The sequence below is a fragment of the Luteibacter jiangsuensis genome, assembly GCF_030812295.1.
GTDB lineage: Bacteria > Pseudomonadota > Gammaproteobacteria > Xanthomonadales > Rhodanobacteraceae > Luteibacter > Luteibacter jiangsuensis_A.
The window spans coordinates 10692-26593 of record NZ_JAUSSK010000002.1 but is presented as its reverse complement, the minus strand read 5'-3'; the positions used below and the strand labels follow the sequence as shown (position 1 = coordinate 26593).

Below are 15902 nucleotides of genomic sequence, written 5' to 3'. Positions count from 1 at the left end.
TATGCCGATTTTGCTGGTCAATGATTGACCATCCACACATGGGTTTGCCTACGAATGGCATCCCTCGAAAGAGGAACAGGAGCTAAGTGCCCGCCCCGAGAACGCTTTCCATGTTATCCACAACTCCTGTGGATAACTCTGTGGATGAGCTTCGGATGGGGACCATCCAAGGCGCATGGTTGAGCCATTGGGGTTAGCTTGGGTACATTTTAACCAAGCTGAAATATATTTCTAATTCATTGACTTACGAATACGGTCCCGGCGTGGCCCCACTGCTTGTCCATGGAGCCTTGACAAATGCGAAGGCGTCTTCGGCCCTGTGCACAACCACCTGCTCCTAGGAAGAAATCCTAGTGCGCCGCAGCGATGAGGCCAGCCACGGAAAGGGCGAACAAAACCAGCCAGAAATAGACGCTGCCTATCAGCCAGTATTTCAGGAGGGTCATCGGCCACCCCTGCCGGTACACCCGCTTCTGCATCAGCAGCAGGTAGATCGGCATCCACACCCACATCGCCGCCTGGACCAGGGAGATGACCGATCCGGCGAAGGCCGCGTGCGGACGGATGGCCTCCTTGGCGAAGCCGAGGATCATCAGGCCGAGCAAGGAAATGAACAGGAACGCGTGGCTGTGCAGGGCCACGATGATGTGTTCCATGTAGAGTCGGCGGCGGAACGCGTAGAACAGCTTCAGGATCAGCGCGAACACCGGGATCATCACGAGCAGGGTCTGCGGGATCACCGAGAAGAAGCCCTCGATCATCCGGCGCACGGCCTCTTCCTTTTGCGGTCCGCCCGCCTGGATCTGCACGATGTTCGCCTTCAGGTGCGCGATGCCCACGGCGAGGCGGCGCGTCACGGCGTCCGGCAGCCAGGCGATGTCGACGACCGTGGGCTGGCTGAACCAGTTGTTGTGCCGCCGCTCTTTCCCGGACGGGTTCTTTCCCGCGGCGGAGCCTTCCGTGGAATCCGCGGCGATCGGCTCGGCCTTCAGTTCCACCAGACGGCGATTCGCCGCCTCCCGGACCAGGTCACGGGCGACTTCGAGGCCCGGCCTTGCCGCGGCCGGCAGGCCCGGTGCCTCCATAGCCTCGATCAGATCCCGGTTTTGCTCCCGATAGAGTTCGCGCACCCGCTCTGGCGTGGCCGCCTGCCGGAACGCGGCGATATCGTCGCTGGCCGCCGCGCCTGTGTCCGGCCCGCCGATACGCGTGTCGCTGATCGCCAGGTGGACGAAGAAGAAGGCCAGCAGGCAGAACACGAACATCAGGCGGAACGGCGCGATGTAGCGGACGCGGCGCCCGGCGAAGTATTCCAGGGTGAGGAACCCCGGCTTCGTGTAAAGGGGCGGCAGGGTGTGGACGATGCGCTCGTCGAGGTGGAAGAACAGGTCGCCGGCGTCTTCGAGCATGTGCGAGACGGGCTTGATGACGCTCTTGATGGACTGGCCGCATTCGTGACAGAACTCGCCTTTCAGCTCAGCGCCGCAATTGGCGCACATCAGGCCGAGCGACGGCTTCAGTTCGTTCATTCCCAGCTTCCCCGAGTTTTCCCCTTGCGAATTCGGATGATGGCACGGCAACCGCTACAATGGGCGGCCACCTATCGCCACTTTTCCCATGTCCATCGACCGCGCCCGCGCGCGGCGTGAGATCGGCGCCACCATCCGGCTGGCCTTGCCGATGATCGTCGCCCAACTCTCCGCCATCGGTACCAATGTCGTCGACGCCGTGCTCGCGGGCCACCAGAGCGCGCATACGCAGGCCTCCGTGGTGACTGGCGCGAACATCTGGGTGCTGGCCATCGTCACCGGCATCGGCACGATGATGGCCGTGCCGCCCAGCGTCGCGCAGCTCGACGGCGCGGGCCGCCGCGCCGAGGTGGGGCCGGTGTTCCACCAGGCCCTGTACATCGCCTGGGGTCTCGGCTTGCTGCTGGGCTTCGGTGTCTGGCATGCCTCGCCGCTGATGGTCCTCTTCGGTGTCGTCGAATCCATGCGTGCCGATGTCGAGGCCTTCCTCCATGCCATCTGCTTCGCCGCGCCGGCGCTGACCACTTACTTCGCGTTGCGCGGCCTTTCCGAAGGTTTGTCGATGCCGCGGCCGTCGATGTACTTCAGTTTCGGCGGCCTCGTGGTGCTGGCTCCGCTGGGATATGTGCTGATGTACGGCAAGCTCGGCTTCCCGGTGATGGGCGCGCGTGGCAGTGGCATCGCCACAGCCATCGTGCTCTGGCTGGAGATGCTCGGCTTCGCCATCTACGTGCTGAAGCACCGGAACTACCGCGATCTCAACCTGCGCGGGCGCATGGCGCGGCCGGACCGCGGGCAGATCGCCCAGCTCCTGCATATCGGCTTGCCGATGGCGGTGACGCTCCTGATGGAAGCGGGATTGTTCGTCGCGGTGGCGTTGCTGATCGGCCGCCTGGGCGAGACGGTGACCGCGAGCCACCACGTGGCGCTGAACGTCGCCTCGGTGGCCTTCATGATCCCGCTGGGCCTGTCCATGGCGATCACCGTCCGTGTCGGCAACGCGGCCGGACGCCGCGACGTGGCCGGCGTGCGTTACGCCGGGCTTTCCGGCATCGCGCTGGTCCTGGTCACCCAGTTCGTCGCTTCCGGCACCATGCTGCTCTTCCCGGCGGCGATCGCCAGCCTGTACACGCACGACGCGGCGGTGATCGCCATGGCATCGCAGCTGCTCATACTCGCCGGCTTCTTCCAGTTTTCCGACGGCATCCAGGTGGCCTCGAACGGCGCGCTGCGCGGCCTGAAGGACACTCGCGTGCCCATGGCGATCACCTTGTTCGCCTATTGGATCGTCGGCATGCCGATCGGTTGGTGGCTGGCCTTCGGCCATGGGTTGGGCGCGCGCGGCATGTGGATGGGCTTGATCGCCGGTCTCAGCATGGCGGCCATCCTGCTTTTCGCGCGGTTCTGGCGAAGCAGCGCGAAGGGCCGCTGGCGGGACGATCCCGACACCGCGAAGCCCATGCCATTCCACACGTGATGCCAACACACCGACGCGCTACGCTGCGCACAATCATCGAGGAAGCCGCTTAGATGCCGGACCGTTACGACACCGTGCCGCCGCCCCTGCCGGGCCGCCCCCAGCCGGTCCCGCCGCCGCGCCGCGGTGGAGGGTTCGGCCGATTCATGCGTGGCCTCGGCCGTGGCGTCAACCTCACCCGGCTGGTGATCATCAACGTGATTTTCTTCGGCCTGCTGGCGGCGTTCCTCTTGCTGGTATTCGCCGGCGGCCGGGCGAACCGGGTCGACGACAAGACCGTGCTGGTGCTGGCGCCCGAAGGGGCCCTGGTCGAGCAGTACAGCGCCGACCCGTTCTCGCGCGCCGTGGGGCGGATGTCCGGCGACGGCGTGAAGCAGGTGCAGGTGCGCGACCTCGTACGTGCCATCGACGCCGCCGCCAAGGACGACCGTGTCAGTCGTATCGTGTTGCGGCCGGACAAGCTGCAGGCGGGCGGTTTCGCCGCCTTGCGCGAGGTGGGCGCGGCGCTGGACCGCTTCCGTGCGGCGGGCAAGCCGGTGCTTACCTGGGCGGCGAGCCTGGACCAGGGCCAGTACTACCTGGCAGCGCATGCCGACAAGGTCTACCTCGACCCGCAGGGCGGGGTGATGGCCACGGGCCTCGCCAATTACCGCCTGTTCTACAAGGACATGCTCGACCGTCTCGGCGTACAGGTGCATCTGTTCCGCGTGGGCCAGTTCAAGAGCGCGGCGGAACCTTTCATCCTCGACCACGCCTCGCCTGAATCGAAGGAAGCCGATGCCTTCTGGCTCGGCGGACTCTGGACCACCTGGATCGACGAGGTGGCGAAAATGCGCCATCTCGATCCAGCCGCGCTGCGTGCCGATGTCGACGGCCTCGCCGGGCGCGTGCGCGACGCGAAGGGCAGCCTGGCCGAGTTGGCGGTGGAGGAAAAACTCGCCGACGGCATCGCCACCGAGCAACAGTTCACGCAGATGCTGCGCAAGGAAGGTGTGCCCGCCGGTAAGAAAGACCAGGGTTTCCGTCAGGTCGATCTCGGCGGCTACCTCGCCGACCGTGGCCTGTCCAATATCGACCTGCTGCAAACCGGTCCGGGCGTGGCGGTGGTCGTCGCCGAGGGCGAGATCACCGGCGGCAAACAGGCGCAAGGCACGATCGGCGGCGATTCCACGGCCGCGTTGATCCGCGCGGTGCGTAACGACCGCCGCACGCGCGCGCTCGTGCTGCGGGTGAACTCGCCGGGAGGCGAGGTGTATGCGGCCGAGCAGATCCGCCGCGAGGTCGAACTCACCCGCGAGGCCGGCATTCCGGTCGTGGTCTCGATGGGTGACGTCGCGGCCAGCGGCGGCTACTGGATCTCGATGAACGCGAACCGGATCTATGCCGAGCCGAACACCATCACCGGCTCCATCGGCATCTTCGGGATGTTCTTCACCGTGCCGGACACGTTGGCCAAGATCGGCGTGAAGAGCGACGGCGTCGCCACCGGCCCCCTCGCCGGCGCGTTCGACATGACCCGCCCGCTCGATCCCAACGTCGGCGTGCTCATTCAGAGCATCATCGACAAGGGGTATCGCGATTTCGTCGGCAACGTGGCCAAGGCGCGCGGCAAGGACTTCGCCGCCATCGACGCGATCGCGCAGGGCCGCGTATGGACGGGCCAGCAGGCGCTCGAGCGCGGTCTCGTCGATCGCATGGGCAGTCTTGACGATGCCATCCGCGATGCGGCGCAGCAGGCCAACCTCGGCAAGGATTTCAAGGTTCGCTACGCCGAGAAGCCGATGGGTGCGTTCGAACGCTTCCTGACCAGCATCGGCGACAGTTCCGAGGCGCGCGTGGCGATGTCGTGGGGATTGCGCTTGCCATCATGGGTCGCCCAGCTGCCGCGCCTGGCGCCGGAATGGGCGTTGTTCCGCACGGCGGAAGCCGGTAAGCCACAGGTCTACGCGTACTGCTTCTGCTCGCCGCGCTGATCGAGAGCATCGCCGACAAGGTCGGCTCCCACCAGGTTATCGCTACCCGGTGGGAGCCGATCCTGTCGGCGATGAGCCGCGATAACCCAGCTATTGCGCCTGCGCCTCGACCGCCTTGGCCTGTGCCTTGGCCTGGTCGTCCACGACCTTCTGCACGTCCTGTGCTTTCTTCTTCTGTGCCTCCATCGAATCCCACGGGGTTTCGACGCGCGCCTGTGGCGTCGGCGGCTCGTTCGGTTGAGGTGGTTTCGAACAGGCCGCGCAAGCGAGCGCGACCATGACGGGCAGTGCGATACGGATCATGACGCGGTTCCTCCGGGGCTGGCCCGAGTCTCGCGCGGCTGCGGGGTCAGCGCAATCGCGCACCGTAGAAACCGTCGGTCCGTTCCACTTCCATGCGCCAGCCGAACAGGTCCGACAGGTGTTCGTCCACCAGCAACCGTTCCTTGGCGCCGTGATCGAACAACGCACCGTCGCGCAGCATCACCACGTGGCCGATCTCCGGCACGATTTCCTCGACATGGTGGGTGACCAGCAGCAACGTGGTGCCATCGCGCGCGAGCTCGCGCAGCAGGTCGAGGAAGCGTCGGCGCGTGCCGGGATCGAGTCCGGCGCAGGGCTCGTCCAGCAGCAGCGCACGCGGCCGGTGCACCAGTGCCCGCGCAATCAGCACGCGACGCGCCTCGCCGGTCGACAAGGTCGAGACATCGCGTGCCGCCAGGTGCGATGCGCCGACCCGCTCCAGTGCCTCCACGGCGCGCCGGCGCATGCCGTCGTCGACCGCATGGTCGAGTCCCAGCGTCATCGAGGCGAAAAAACCGGAAAGCACGGCGTTCAGCGCGACCTCGTTACTGGCCTCGAACTCCCGGCGCAGGTCCGACGAGACGACGCCGAGCAGCGAACGTAACTCCGCCACGTTCCAGCGGTCGCGCCCGAAGATGCGTACCACGGCCGAGCCGTCATCGTGGACGAGCGGGTAGACCCGCCGTTCGATCAGTTTCACCAGGGTCGACTTACCCGAGCCGTTGGGTCCGAGGATAGCCGTATGCTGGCCCTGGGCGATGGTGAGCGAAAGCCGGTCGAGCAACGCGCGGCCTTCGCGGAGGACGGTGGCGCGATCGATGGAGAGCAGCGGCGTCGAAGTATCCATGGTCCCGAGCATACCGGCCCCTCGGAGCCGGCGGCGATACCTTGTACGATCGTTCCAAAGGAGACCGACATGCATCCACGACTTTCCAGTTGGCGCCTCGACGGGCGTACCGCCCTGATCACCGGCGCCAGCAAGGGTATCGGTTACGCCTGCGCGCGCGAACTGGCCGCCCTCGGCGCCGACGTGCTGCTGGTGGCGCGCGATGAACTCGTCCTGCAGGAGGTGCGCGACGAACTGGCCGAGGAATGTCCAGACGTGGAAGTGCTGGGCATGGCGGCCGACCTCTCCGACCACGAGGACCGCCTCGCCGTGTTCGACTGGGTCGTCGACCTTGGCATGAACCTTTCCATCCTGGTGAACAACGTCGGAGGCAACACGCCGCGTCCGACGCTGGACTACGAGGAGGACGAATACCGCGCGCTCTTCGAACTCAACGTGTTCTCCGCCTTCGAAATGAGCCGGCTGGCCTACCCGCATCTGGTGCAGCACGCCAACGCGGCGATCGTGAATGTCGGCTCGGTCTCCGGCATCACGCATGTACGTACCGGTTCGCCCTATGGCATGACCAAGGCCGCGCTGCACCAGATGACCCGTAACCTCGCGGTCGAATGGGCGGAGGACGGCATCCGTGTCAACGCGGTGGCGCCGTGGTACATCCGCACCCAGCGCAGCGAGCCCGCGCTCGCGGACTCCGAATACCTGGAGGAAGTGCTGGACCGCACGCCCATGGGCCGCATCGGCGAGCCCGAGGAAGTGGCCGGGGCCGTGGCCTTCCTCTGCCTGCCGGCATCGAGCTACGTCACCGGCGAAATCGTCGCCGTGGACGGCGGGTTCCTGCGCTACGGCTTCTGAGGGCTTAAGATAGGCGGTTCCCCGGGGCCGCCGGCGCGCCGCCGCGCCATGCCGCCCGCCTGTCTTGCCCCCGAGAACCCCATGAACATCGGTATCGACTTCGGTACGAGCTATTCCGCCGCCGCGACCTTCGTCGGCGACGAACTGACCCTGATCCACTTCGGCGAGGCCAGGCAATTTCGCACGGCCGTCTTCTTCCCCGAGGTGGTGCCCGATCCGAACGACTTCCAGCTGACGCCCGAACTCGACGCGCAGGTCGAGGCCCATATCCGCTCGGCCCGTGCCCAGCAACGCCAGTTCGCCATGGAGGCGCAGCAGCGTGGAGGCGCCTTCGTCGAACGCAGCGACAGCGAATTGCGTCGCGACGCGTTGCGCACGGTGCGTCGTCAGTGGATGGAGCGCCGCGCCGCCGAATCGCCAACCGCGACGGTGGAAAGCTTCCAGCATGCGCTGTTCGGCGACGAGGCCGTCGAGGCCTATCTCGAGTACGGTGACGGCAATCTCATCGAATCACCGAAATCGATGCTGGGCTACCGCCTCGATCCACAAGTGCGCAAGGTGATCGTGCACATCGCCACGCATATCCTCGAGCACATACGCCTCGCCGCGAGCCGCCAGCTCGGCGAGGCCGTGCGCACCGCGGTGATCGGACGCCCGGTGCACTTCCGCAGTTCCATGGGCGAGAAGGGGTCGGAACAGGCGGTGGAGATCCTCCGCGAAGCCGCCGCCGTGGCCGGTTTCGATGCCGTCTCCTTCCTCGAGGAGCCCGCGGCGGCGGCGATGCATTACCACAAGCGGCTGACGACACGGCAGGCCGCGCTCATCGTCGACATCGGCGGCGGTACCACTGACGTCGCCTTCGCCGAACTGGGTGGCGATGAACTGCCCCGGATCGTCCACACGTGGGGACTGGCCAAGGGCGGCACCGACCTCGACATCAACCTCAGCATGCATAGCTTCATGCCCCAGCTGGGCAACAACGTCACCCGCGTGCCGGTACATCACTTCGTCGAAGCGGCCAGCGTGCACAACCTGCCGAAGCAGCGCGAGTTCCGTCGGCAGGATTACCGCATGGTCGACGAACCCTGGCAATCGCGGTTGCGCGCGTTGCAGCAACCGGGCGCCACCACACGCCTCAACCAGACCGCGGAACGCAGCAAGATCACCCTGAGCGCCGTCGACGACACCCACGCCGATCTCGGCTTCCTCGAACCCGGCCTCGGCGTGGGCATCGCTCGCGCCGACATGGACGAAGCGGTGGAGCCGTTCATCCACCGCATGCAGCGCCTGCTCGCCGAGGTTCGCGAGGAATGGCCCGGCGTGCCCGCCAGCGTGTTCCTCACCGGCGGTACCTCGCGCTCGCCGATCGTGAAGGCGGCCGTACGCGACAGCTTCCCGGGCATCCCCATGGTCGAAGGCGATCCCTCACTGGGCGTGGTGTCCGGACTCGCGGTGGCAGCAGCCGAAGCGGCCACCGCCACGGTGTAACGCTGTCGTGGGAGCCAACCTTGTCGGCGATCCCGCGGCAGCGGGCCAGGTTGCGGCAAGCATCCATCGCCGCTAAAGCGGCTCCCACAAGAGTGGCGGCTCCCGCCATGGAAGAGTCAGCTGCCATGAACCTGTGGGAGCCGACCTTGTCGGCGATCCCGCGGCAGCGGGCCAGGTTGCGGCAAGCACCCATCGCCGCTGAAGCGGCTCCCACAAGAGTGGCGGCTCCCGCCATGGAAGAGTCGGCTGCCATGAACCTGTGGGAGCCGACCTTGTCGGCGATCCCGCGGGCAGCGGGCCAGGTTGCGGCAAGCACCCATCGCCGCTGAAGCGGCTCCCACAAGAGTGGCGGCTCCCGCCATGGAAGAGTCGGCTGCCATGAACCTGTGGGAGCCGACCTTGTCGGCGATCCCGCGGCAGCGGGCCAGGTTGCGGCAAGCGTCCATCGCCGCTGAAGCGGCTCCCACAAGAGTGGCGGCTTCCACAGGGGCAGCGGCTCCCGCCATCGGGTATCCGCAAGCCTTCAATGGCTTACCCGCAGCCCTTCAATTGAGCCTGTAGCCGTGCATCCTTCGCCTCCAGCGGAGCGCGCTCGCTCTTGAACGCGTTGCGGAGCAGCCGCTGGTTCGCTTCGGCATCTCCGCGCAAGGCCTGGCAGGCCTCGGTGGGGCTGAGCCGGCGGCACTGGTCCTGCACCCACACGTAGTTGCTGGTCGCCACCGCCGCCGCGTTGCCCTTGCCGCGGTTGAGCTCCGGCGCGGAAGCGACGGCCGCGTCGCGGCTGCCATAGGTATCGGCGAGCGACGGGGTGATGGCGCCGAGCACGCCGAGCGGAGCCATGTACGGCTCGGGATGGCCGTTGTCGCTGGTGTACGGCTTGCCATCGGTGGCGCGGATGCAGCCGTAGAGCACGGGAGCCGGGGCCATGGGTGCCGTCGGCGGGGGCGCCTCGTCGACCGCCTCGCGCGATGGCGGCGGTTCGGGCATCGGCGCCACGCGCCCGTCCGCCGGTGCGGAGTCCTGCAGCTGGATGGCTTGCTGGCGCTGGTTTTTCGCGCAGGGCGTCTGCTGGTAGATCGTCTGTCCACCGGCCTGGCACTTGTAGACGGTTTCCGCCGCCACGTCGCCGCCCGTCGCCAGGGCGAGGGCGGCGAGCAGGACGTGCACGGGACGCATGCTCAGAACTCTGCGACGTGTTCTTCGGAGGCGAGCCCGAGCGTCATCGCGCCTTCACCGACGTTGACCATGCCCGTGATGCCCATCGGGCTCTCCAGTATCTCCACGCCGGCTTCGGCGCAGACGCGCGTAAGCGCCTGGTAGCCGGGCAGGTTGCGCATGTCGTCGAGATCGCCGCCGTAGCTGAGCGAGAGCGAAGGCACGAGCAAACCGGCCTGCACGCGCTTCGCGGCGTAGTCGAACAGTGTCTGCGCACCGTGCTCGAATCCCCTGACCTTGCCCACCGGTCCGGTTTCACCCTTGTGCGCGCGCAGGATCGGCTTGATATCCAGCGCGGTACCGAGCATGGAGCTCAGGAAGCTCACGCTTCGGTCACCCTTGCTACGGGCTCGGGAACGGAGATAGTTGAGGTCGCGCGGCAACATGTAGCCGTAGGAGCAATCGGCGATGTGGGCGGCGCGTTCACGTACCTCGGCAGGGGACTTGCCCGCCTGGATCGTCCGCACCGCTTCGACCACCACCGGCGCCGAGCCGGCGAAGATGTTGCGGGTGTCGACCACGCGCATGAGGAAGGGGCCACCGATGCCAGCGGCCTCGCGGACCGGCCGGTAATTCTTCAGGATCGCGAAGCTCGCCTTGATCACGTTGTCGTGGATGGGGCTGCGCGTGGCCATGATGGTGAGGCAGACGACGCAGTCGTATTCCTTCACCATCCGCTGGAGGAAGAGGTTCTGCACGTCTTCCACGGAGCTCGCCTCGGTCTCGGCCGAGTGGCTGCGGCTGCCCAGCTTCTGGTTGCGGAACCGCTGGATCTCGACCGGGTCGCGGTCGTCCTTGAAGCGTTGCAGGTCCACCTTCACGGCGATGGGCATCACCGCGATACCGTTGCGTTCCAGGAAATCCTGCGGCAGGTCGCAGGCTGCGTCGATCGCTACGCCGATTCGCATCGGGCACCACCCCCCATCGTAGGCCTGACGGCCCCGCGGCGCCCGAAACACCCGATGCGTCCCGGCTTGCCCCGCTGGGCCGGATGCTACACTTGCGCGAATGAATTTGGCACTCCGCCGGCGTGGCGTCGCCGGTAACCGCGCCGTCGGCAAGCAAAGGCGAACGCCGCCGGCGCACGCGCATCCGGATTCGACATGAAAACCAAGAACGAGATCGTCTCCAACTGGCTGCCCCGTTACACGGGCACGCCCGTGGAGGGATTCGGCCAGCACATCCTGTTGACCAACTTCGGCCACTACGTGGAGCGCTTCGCCCTGGAGCACGGCGTGGAGGTGCGCGGGCGCGACCGGCCCATGCCCAACGCGACGGCCGACGGCATCACGCTGATCAACTTCGGCATGGGTAGCCCCAACGCGGCGACGGTCATGGACCTGCTCAGCGCGATCGAGCCCCAGGCCGTGCTGTTCCTGGGCAAGTGCGGCGGCCTCAAGAAGAAGAACGCCATCGGCGACCTGGTCCTGCCGATCGCCGCGATCCGTGGGGAGGGCACCTCGAACGATTACCTCCTGCCGGAAGTGCCGGCCCTGCCAGCGTTCCAGCTACAGCGCGCGGTGTCCACCATGATCCGCGACCTCGGCCACGACTACTGGACCGGCACCGTCTACACGACGAACCGCCGGGTCTGGGAACACGACAATGGCTTCAAGGAATACCTGCGCCGCACGCGCAGCATGGCGATCGACATGGAGACCGCGACCATCTTCGCCGCCGGCTTCGCCAACCACATCCCCTGCGGAGCGCTGCTGCTGGTTTCCGACCAGCCGATGATCCCGGAAGGCGTGAAGACCGAAACCAGCGACGCCGCGGTCACGGCCACCTTCGTCGAACGGCATATCAAGGTGGGCGTCGAAGCGCTGAAGCTCGTCCGTCGCCACGGTCGCAGCGTGAAGCACCTGCGCTTCGAGGACGACGGCGAGCCGTGAAATCCGCGGATCTGTTCCTGGGGATACTCGTCGCGCTGATCTGGGGAAGCAACTTCTCGGTGATCGAAGTGGGGCTGCGCGACCTCGATCCCTTCCTCCTCACCGGGTTGCGCTTCACCTTCACCGCGTTTCCGCAGGTGTTGTTCCTGCGCCGGCCGCGCGACGTGCCCGTTGCGGCGTTGGCGGCGTATGGCGTGCTGTTCGGCGTCGGCCTCTGGTGGGTCGTGAACCTGGCCATGGCCAAGGGGATGTCGCCAGGGCTTTCATCGCTGGTGTTGCAGTTCAGCGCGTTCTTCACCGTCCTGCTGAGCGCGGTGTTCCTCCGCGAACGCATCCGCATGCCCCAATGGGTGGGCATGCTGCTGGCGGTGGCGGGTCTGGTGATCGTGATAAGCCATATCGAAGGCACGTCCACCGACGTTGGCATCGCGCTGGTCTTGCTGGCGGCGCTCAGCTGGAGCGCCTGCAACCTCATCGTGAAGCGGCACAAGCCGGCCGACATGATCGCGTTCGTCGCTTGGTCGAGCGTGTTCTCCGCGCCGGTGTTGTTCATCCTCACCTATGTCGTCCACGGATTGGCTCCCTTTCATGCCCTTACTCACGGAGTGAGTTGGCGGGCGGCCGGATCGGTGCTGTTCCAGGCCTATGTGACCACCGTGTTCGGTTACATGGTGTGGAACAACCTCATGAAGAAATACCCGGCGGCATCGGTAGCGCCGTTGTCGCTGATCGTGCCGGTGTCCGGCATCTTCACCTCGTACCTCGTGTTCGACGAGCGTTTCGAACCCGCCGTATGGGGCGGCATCGTGGTGATGCTGATGGGCGTGGCTTGCTTTGTCCTCGCGCCTTACCTCTGGCGTCGCGCAGCCGTTGTGGCTTGAGGTAGTTGGCGCTGTGGGCCTGGACGATCGTTGTGGGAGCCGACCTTGTCGGCGATCCCGCGGTGGCGGGCCAGGCTGCGGTAAGCACCCATCGCCGACAAGGTCGGCTCCCACCCAGCGCTTCTCATAAAAAAAGCCGCCCGTGGGAGCGGGCGGCGATCTGGGGAGGTTGCATCGGTCGCGCGCCGGGAGGCGCGCGCCGTTGTCTTCTTGTGGTGGGGGGTCAGAGCGAGAAGTCGTACTCGGCGGACAGCTGCACGTAGCGCGGCTGCTGGAAGCTGGTGGGGATCTTGTACGTGCTTCCGGAGAGCGAATTGCCGCTGTCGTCCTCGCCCACTTCGTTGATCGTCGTCGTGTGCTGCTTGTTGAAGACGTTGAAGACGTTTGCCGAAAGGGTGACGCCCTTCGCCCACACCGGCTTGTACGAAGCGTTCAGGTCGATGTTCCAGTAGCTCGGCGTACGGCCGACCGAGCCGCGCTGGACCACCATGCCGTCGCAGTAGAGGTATGCCCCAGCGCCATAGCCGCCGACCACCTGCGAGTCGATCGGGTTCAGGCCGTAGCAGTTCTCCGGGCGGCCGGTCTGGAATACGCCGTTGGCGCCCACGAGCCACTGGTCGTTGATCTGCCAGGCACCGTAGATCTTGAACGTGTGCTTGCGGTCGTTCGGCAGGTAGCCGTTCGAACCGGCCATGATCTCCGGATAGTCGAACAGCTCGGTCGTGCCGGTGTCGGCCTGGCCGTTGCTGGAATCGACGCCACCTTCGGCATTGCCACGCGTATGCGAGAAGACATACGAGGTCTTCAGGTACCAGGTGTTGTCGAAGTTGCGCTCGGCGGTCAACTGAAGCGCGAGATAGGAGCGCTTGTACTTGGGCTCACCCACGTCCACACCCGGCAGGTGGATGTCGTAGAGCGTGCCGGTGGCGTCCACCGGTGTACGCAACGTCACCGAGCTGCCCGGATTGAAGATGTAGCAGCCGGGGACGTTGGCGTCGGCGGGGGTCAGGCTCGTGGTGTCGAGGTTGAGCCCGTACTGCGCGTTGGCGGCCTTGGCGATCGGACGGAAATCGCAGGAGTCGTCGATGCCGGTCAGCACCTTCCGGTAGATGGCCTTGGCGCCGAAGGTCCAGTCGGCGATCTGCTGCTGCGCGCCCAGGATGAACTCACGCTGCTTGAACGGCTTCAGGTCCTTGGTGGCGACAGCACCCGGATTCGGAACCACGCCGGCTTCGCCGTTCGAGTAGATGACGCCGGTGCGCGACGGGAAGGCCGCCGCATAGGCCGCCGGCAAGGCACCCAGGCCGGTGGGTGCGCCGGTGACCGGATCGATGCCCGTGTAGCTGAAGTACTGGTTCTGGTACAGCGAGGCCGACGAGCCGCGCAGGGCCACATTGCCGTCCAGCGGCAGTGAGTAGTCGCCGGCGCTGCCATAGATCTTCAGCGTCGAATCGCCGTGCACGTCCCACGAGAAGCCCAGGCGCGGCTGCCAGCTATGCACCTGCTTCACATAGGTCTGGCCGAGGCTGTTGGTGTTCTCGAAGCCGTCGTTGCGCACGCCGATGCGGGCGACGAAGTTGTCGGTGATGTGCCAGTTGTCCTGCAGGTAGTAGGACTTCTGCGTGATGCCGACCTTGGCGCCGGTGGCGAACACGGTCTGTTCGACGACGCTGTCCGCCGGATCGAGGCCCGGCGCGTGGCCGAGGATGGCTTCCGGCTGCGAGATGTACGTCCAGCGGCTGCCACCCTCGTAGGCGGTGCCGGTGTCGGTGGTGAAGTGGTCGCGTGCCCAACCCGCCTTCAGTTCGTGGTCGCCGACGTGGTATTCGAAGTCGATACGGCCGGCGTTGCGCTTGTCTTCGCCGTCGGGCGTATTGAGGAAGCCGCTGGTGAACGAGCAATGCGGGGCGGCGGTCCCACCGTTGCTGACCGGGATGCGGTTGTCGGCGATCAACGGGCAACCGGGCGAGTTCGCCGCGTTGAAGATGTTGCCGTCGTATTCTTCCAGCGTGCCATCGGCCGTGGTGGCGCGTTCATCGCGCCGGTTGGTGCTCTTGCCGTACTGCGCCGATATCGTGAAATCGTCGGTGATGTAGCTGGTGTACTTCAGGATGTTGTTCATGCCGCCGGTCTTGTCGTAGACCTGGCCGAGGTAGTCGCCCCGGTGCGGTTGGCCGTCGGCGTCGTAGCTGTATCCGTAGATGCTCTGCTGCTGCGTGCTGCTGTCGCTGAAGCCGGTGTATTCGAGGATGTTGCTCTCGTTGATGTTCCAGTCCAGCTTGACCAGGTAGCGCGGGTCCTTGATCGTGGTCTTGTTGAAGTTGCCGCTACCCGAGGAATCCCCGTAATGCTCGTCGGCGGTGCGCGTGCCGCCGACGAGGGCGAACATGAACAGCTTGTCCTTGATCAGGGGACCGCCCAACCATGCGTTCCAGCGCTGGCCGAAGTCGGTGGCGTTGCCGGTGTCGTTGTTGCCGACCACGTAGTTGCTGTTGTGCCGGTTGTTCTGCAGCAGGCTGCCGTTCTGCAAATAGATGTTGGGCTGCTTGGCCTGGAACTGATATGGGTCCCAGGTGAAGTCGATGCCGCCCTTCCACTCGTTCGTGCCGCGCTTGGTGTTCACCGAGATCACGCCGCCGGTGGAATTGCCGTACTCGGCGCCGTAGCCGCCGTCCTGGATCTCCTCCTGGTCGATCGCCTCGAACGGAACCTGCGAATAGGTGAGGCTCTGGAAGAAGTTGGTGACGTTGAAGCCGTTCACGTAGTAGCTGTTCTCGGCGACGGACGCGCCGCCGAAGGAGGCCAGGTTGCCGAAGGCACTGTCACCCTTGGTCGCGCCCGGCGCGAGCAGGGCCACGGCGGTCTGGTTGCGCGCCAGGGGCAACTGCTTGATCTGCTCCGAGGTCATGACCGTATTGGTCTGGCTCGAGGTGATATCGATCGGCGGCAGCGCGTTCGCCGTCACCGACACGGTCGTGAGGTCCTGGGCCCCCGCATTGGCCGCACCACCCGCGCTACCGGCGGCGAGGTTCAGGTTGAAACCCTGGCCGGCGACGATCTGTATGTCGCGCGTCGAGCTCCGGCCGCCCTTGGTGGAGGTGATCTTGTAGTCGCCCGGTGGCAACGACGAGATGTTGAACCGGCCATCGTTGCCGACGGTGGCGGAACGGCTCAGCCCGCTTCCCGTATTGGTGGCGGTGACCTGCGCGCCCGCATCCGCCGTGCCGTAGACGGCGCCGACCGTGCTTTGCGCAAGGGCGCCCGTGGCGACCAGGCCGAGGCCGAGCGCGATGGCGAACGATAACGAGCGCCGCCTGGTGCGCTCCATTGAGTGACGCGAATCCATGGTGATCTCCCCGGCCATTGGCCAAATGCTTCAAGTCGTCCCGTCATCCCTCGACGAACGGAACGGAGTGGTTCACGTGATGGCCATCCGGGCCCCCTT

12 protein-coding genes are annotated in these 15902 nt (G+C 66.0%); 6 read left to right on the top strand and 6 right to left on the bottom strand.

Annotated features, from left to right (window positions below; translation table 11 throughout):
• Positions 1–350: 350 nt before the first annotated feature.
• On the bottom strand, positions 351–1529 hold the full coding sequence (locus J2T07_RS05535) for a DUF3667 domain-containing protein (protein ID WP_306848020.1): 1179 nt from the start codon (positions 1527–1529) through the stop codon (positions 351–353).
• Between the two features lie 88 nt (positions 1530–1617).
• Here J2T07_RS05535 and J2T07_RS05530 point away from each other — a divergent pair, with 88 nt between their 5' ends.
• Together J2T07_RS05530 and sppA are read left to right on the top strand one after the other, a co-directional pair.
• Positions 1618–3006: an MATE family efflux transporter gene (locus tag J2T07_RS05530; RefSeq protein ID WP_306848018.1), complete on the top strand. Its 1389-nt coding sequence runs from the start codon at positions 1618–1620 to the stop codon at positions 3004–3006.
• 53 nt (positions 3007–3059) lie between these two features.
• Positions 3060–4979, top strand: a complete 1920-nt coding sequence (sppA, locus tag J2T07_RS05525; protein ID WP_306848016.1) for a signal peptide peptidase SppA — start codon at positions 3060–3062, stop codon at positions 4977–4979.
• Positions 4980–5069: 90 nt separating this feature from the next.
• On the opposite strand, the gene J2T07_RS05520 is transcribed toward sppA, so the two are convergent.
• Both J2T07_RS05520 and J2T07_RS05515 read right to left on the bottom strand, forming a co-directional pair.
• Entirely contained in the window at positions 5070–5282 is a 213-nt protein-coding gene (locus J2T07_RS05520) for a hypothetical protein (RefSeq protein WP_306848014.1), read from the bottom strand.
• Positions 5283–5328: 46 nt separating this feature from the next.
• Complete coding sequence (locus tag J2T07_RS05515) at positions 5329–6129, bottom strand: ABC transporter ATP-binding protein (RefSeq protein ID WP_306848012.1); 801 nt, start codon at positions 6127–6129, stop codon at positions 5329–5331.
• A 69-nt stretch (positions 6130–6198) separates the two neighbouring features.
• Here J2T07_RS05515 and J2T07_RS05510 point away from each other — a divergent pair, with 69 nt between their 5' ends.
• Together J2T07_RS05510 and J2T07_RS05505 are read left to right on the top strand one after the other, a co-directional pair.
• The gene (locus J2T07_RS05510) at positions 6199–6981 is read left to right on the top strand and encodes an SDR family oxidoreductase (protein ID WP_306848010.1); all 783 of its coding nucleotides are present in this window, start codon (positions 6199–6201) and stop codon (positions 6979–6981) included.
• A gap of 81 nt (positions 6982–7062) precedes the next feature.
• A complete protein-coding gene (locus tag J2T07_RS05505; protein WP_306848009.1) occupies positions 7063–8469 on the top strand; it encodes an Hsp70 family protein in 1407 nt (468 codons plus the stop codon).
• 531 nt (positions 8470–9000) lie between these two features.
• Here J2T07_RS05505 and J2T07_RS05500 read toward each other — a convergent pair.
• Both J2T07_RS05500 and J2T07_RS05495 read right to left on the bottom strand, forming a co-directional pair.
• Positions 9001–9645: a DUF4124 domain-containing protein gene (locus J2T07_RS05500; RefSeq protein ID WP_306848007.1), complete on the bottom strand. Its 645-nt coding sequence runs from the start codon at positions 9643–9645 to the stop codon at positions 9001–9003.
• 2 nt (positions 9646–9647) lie between these two features.
• Positions 9648–10592 carry a DegV family protein gene (locus J2T07_RS05495; protein ID WP_306848005.1) on the bottom strand — a complete coding sequence of 315 codons (945 nt, stop codon included), beginning with the start codon at positions 10590–10592 and terminating at the stop codon, positions 9648–9650.
• Between the two features lie 195 nt (positions 10593–10787).
• Here J2T07_RS05495 and J2T07_RS05490 point away from each other — a divergent pair, with 195 nt between their 5' ends.
• Positions 10788–11576, top strand: coding sequence for an AMP nucleosidase (locus J2T07_RS05490; RefSeq protein ID WP_306848003.1), 789 nt, complete (start codon positions 10788–10790; stop codon positions 11574–11576).
• Positions 11573–12457: an EamA family transporter gene (locus J2T07_RS05485; protein WP_306848001.1), complete on the top strand. Its 885-nt coding sequence runs from the start codon at positions 11573–11575 to the stop codon at positions 12455–12457. Before J2T07_RS05490 ends, J2T07_RS05485 begins: the two co-directional genes overlap by 4 nt.
• A gap of 223 nt (positions 12458–12680) precedes the next feature.
• Here J2T07_RS05485 and J2T07_RS05480 read toward each other — a convergent pair whose 3' ends face one another.
• Positions 12681–15785, bottom strand: coding sequence for a TonB-dependent receptor (locus tag J2T07_RS05480; protein ID WP_306848000.1), 3105 nt, complete (start codon positions 15783–15785; stop codon positions 12681–12683).
• Positions 15786–15902: the final 117 nt, after the last annotated feature.

Bases quoted from the DNA above. Each gene is read 5' to 3' on its own strand.
- J2T07_RS05510 (WP_306848010.1), top strand. From the start codon at position 6,199: ATGCATCCACGACTTTCCAGTTGGCGCCTCGACGGGCGTACCGCCCTG.
- J2T07_RS05505 (WP_306848009.1), top strand. From the start codon at position 7,063: ATGAACATCGGTATCGACTTCGGTACGAGCTATTCCGCCGCCGCGACC.
- J2T07_RS05515 (WP_306848012.1), bottom strand. From the start codon at position 6,129: ATGGATACTTCGACGCCGCTGCTCTCCATCGATCGCGCCACCGTCCTC.
- J2T07_RS05535 (WP_306848020.1), bottom strand. From the start codon at position 1,529: ATGAACGAACTGAAGCCGTCGCTCGGCCTGATGTGCGCCAATTGCGGC.
- J2T07_RS05520 (WP_306848014.1), bottom strand. From the start codon at position 5,282: ATGATCCGTATCGCACTGCCCGTCATGGTCGCGCTCGCTTGCGCGGCC.
- J2T07_RS05490 (WP_306848003.1), top strand. From the start codon at position 10,788: ATGAAAACCAAGAACGAGATCGTCTCCAACTGGCTGCCCCGTTACACG.
- sppA (WP_306848016.1), top strand. From the start codon at position 3,060: ATGCCGGACCGTTACGACACCGTGCCGCCGCCCCTGCCGGGCCGCCCC.
- J2T07_RS05495 (WP_306848005.1), bottom strand. From the start codon at position 10,592: ATGCGAATCGGCGTAGCGATCGACGCAGCCTGCGACCTGCCGCAGGAT.
- J2T07_RS05530 (WP_306848018.1), top strand. From the start codon at position 1,618: ATGTCCATCGACCGCGCCCGCGCGCGGCGTGAGATCGGCGCCACCATC.
- J2T07_RS05500 (WP_306848007.1), bottom strand. From the start codon at position 9,645: ATGCGTCCCGTGCACGTCCTGCTCGCCGCCCTCGCCCTGGCGACGGGC.
- J2T07_RS05480 (WP_306848000.1), bottom strand. From the start codon at position 15,785: ATGGAGCGCACCAGGCGGCGCTCGTTATCGTTCGCCATCGCGCTCGGC.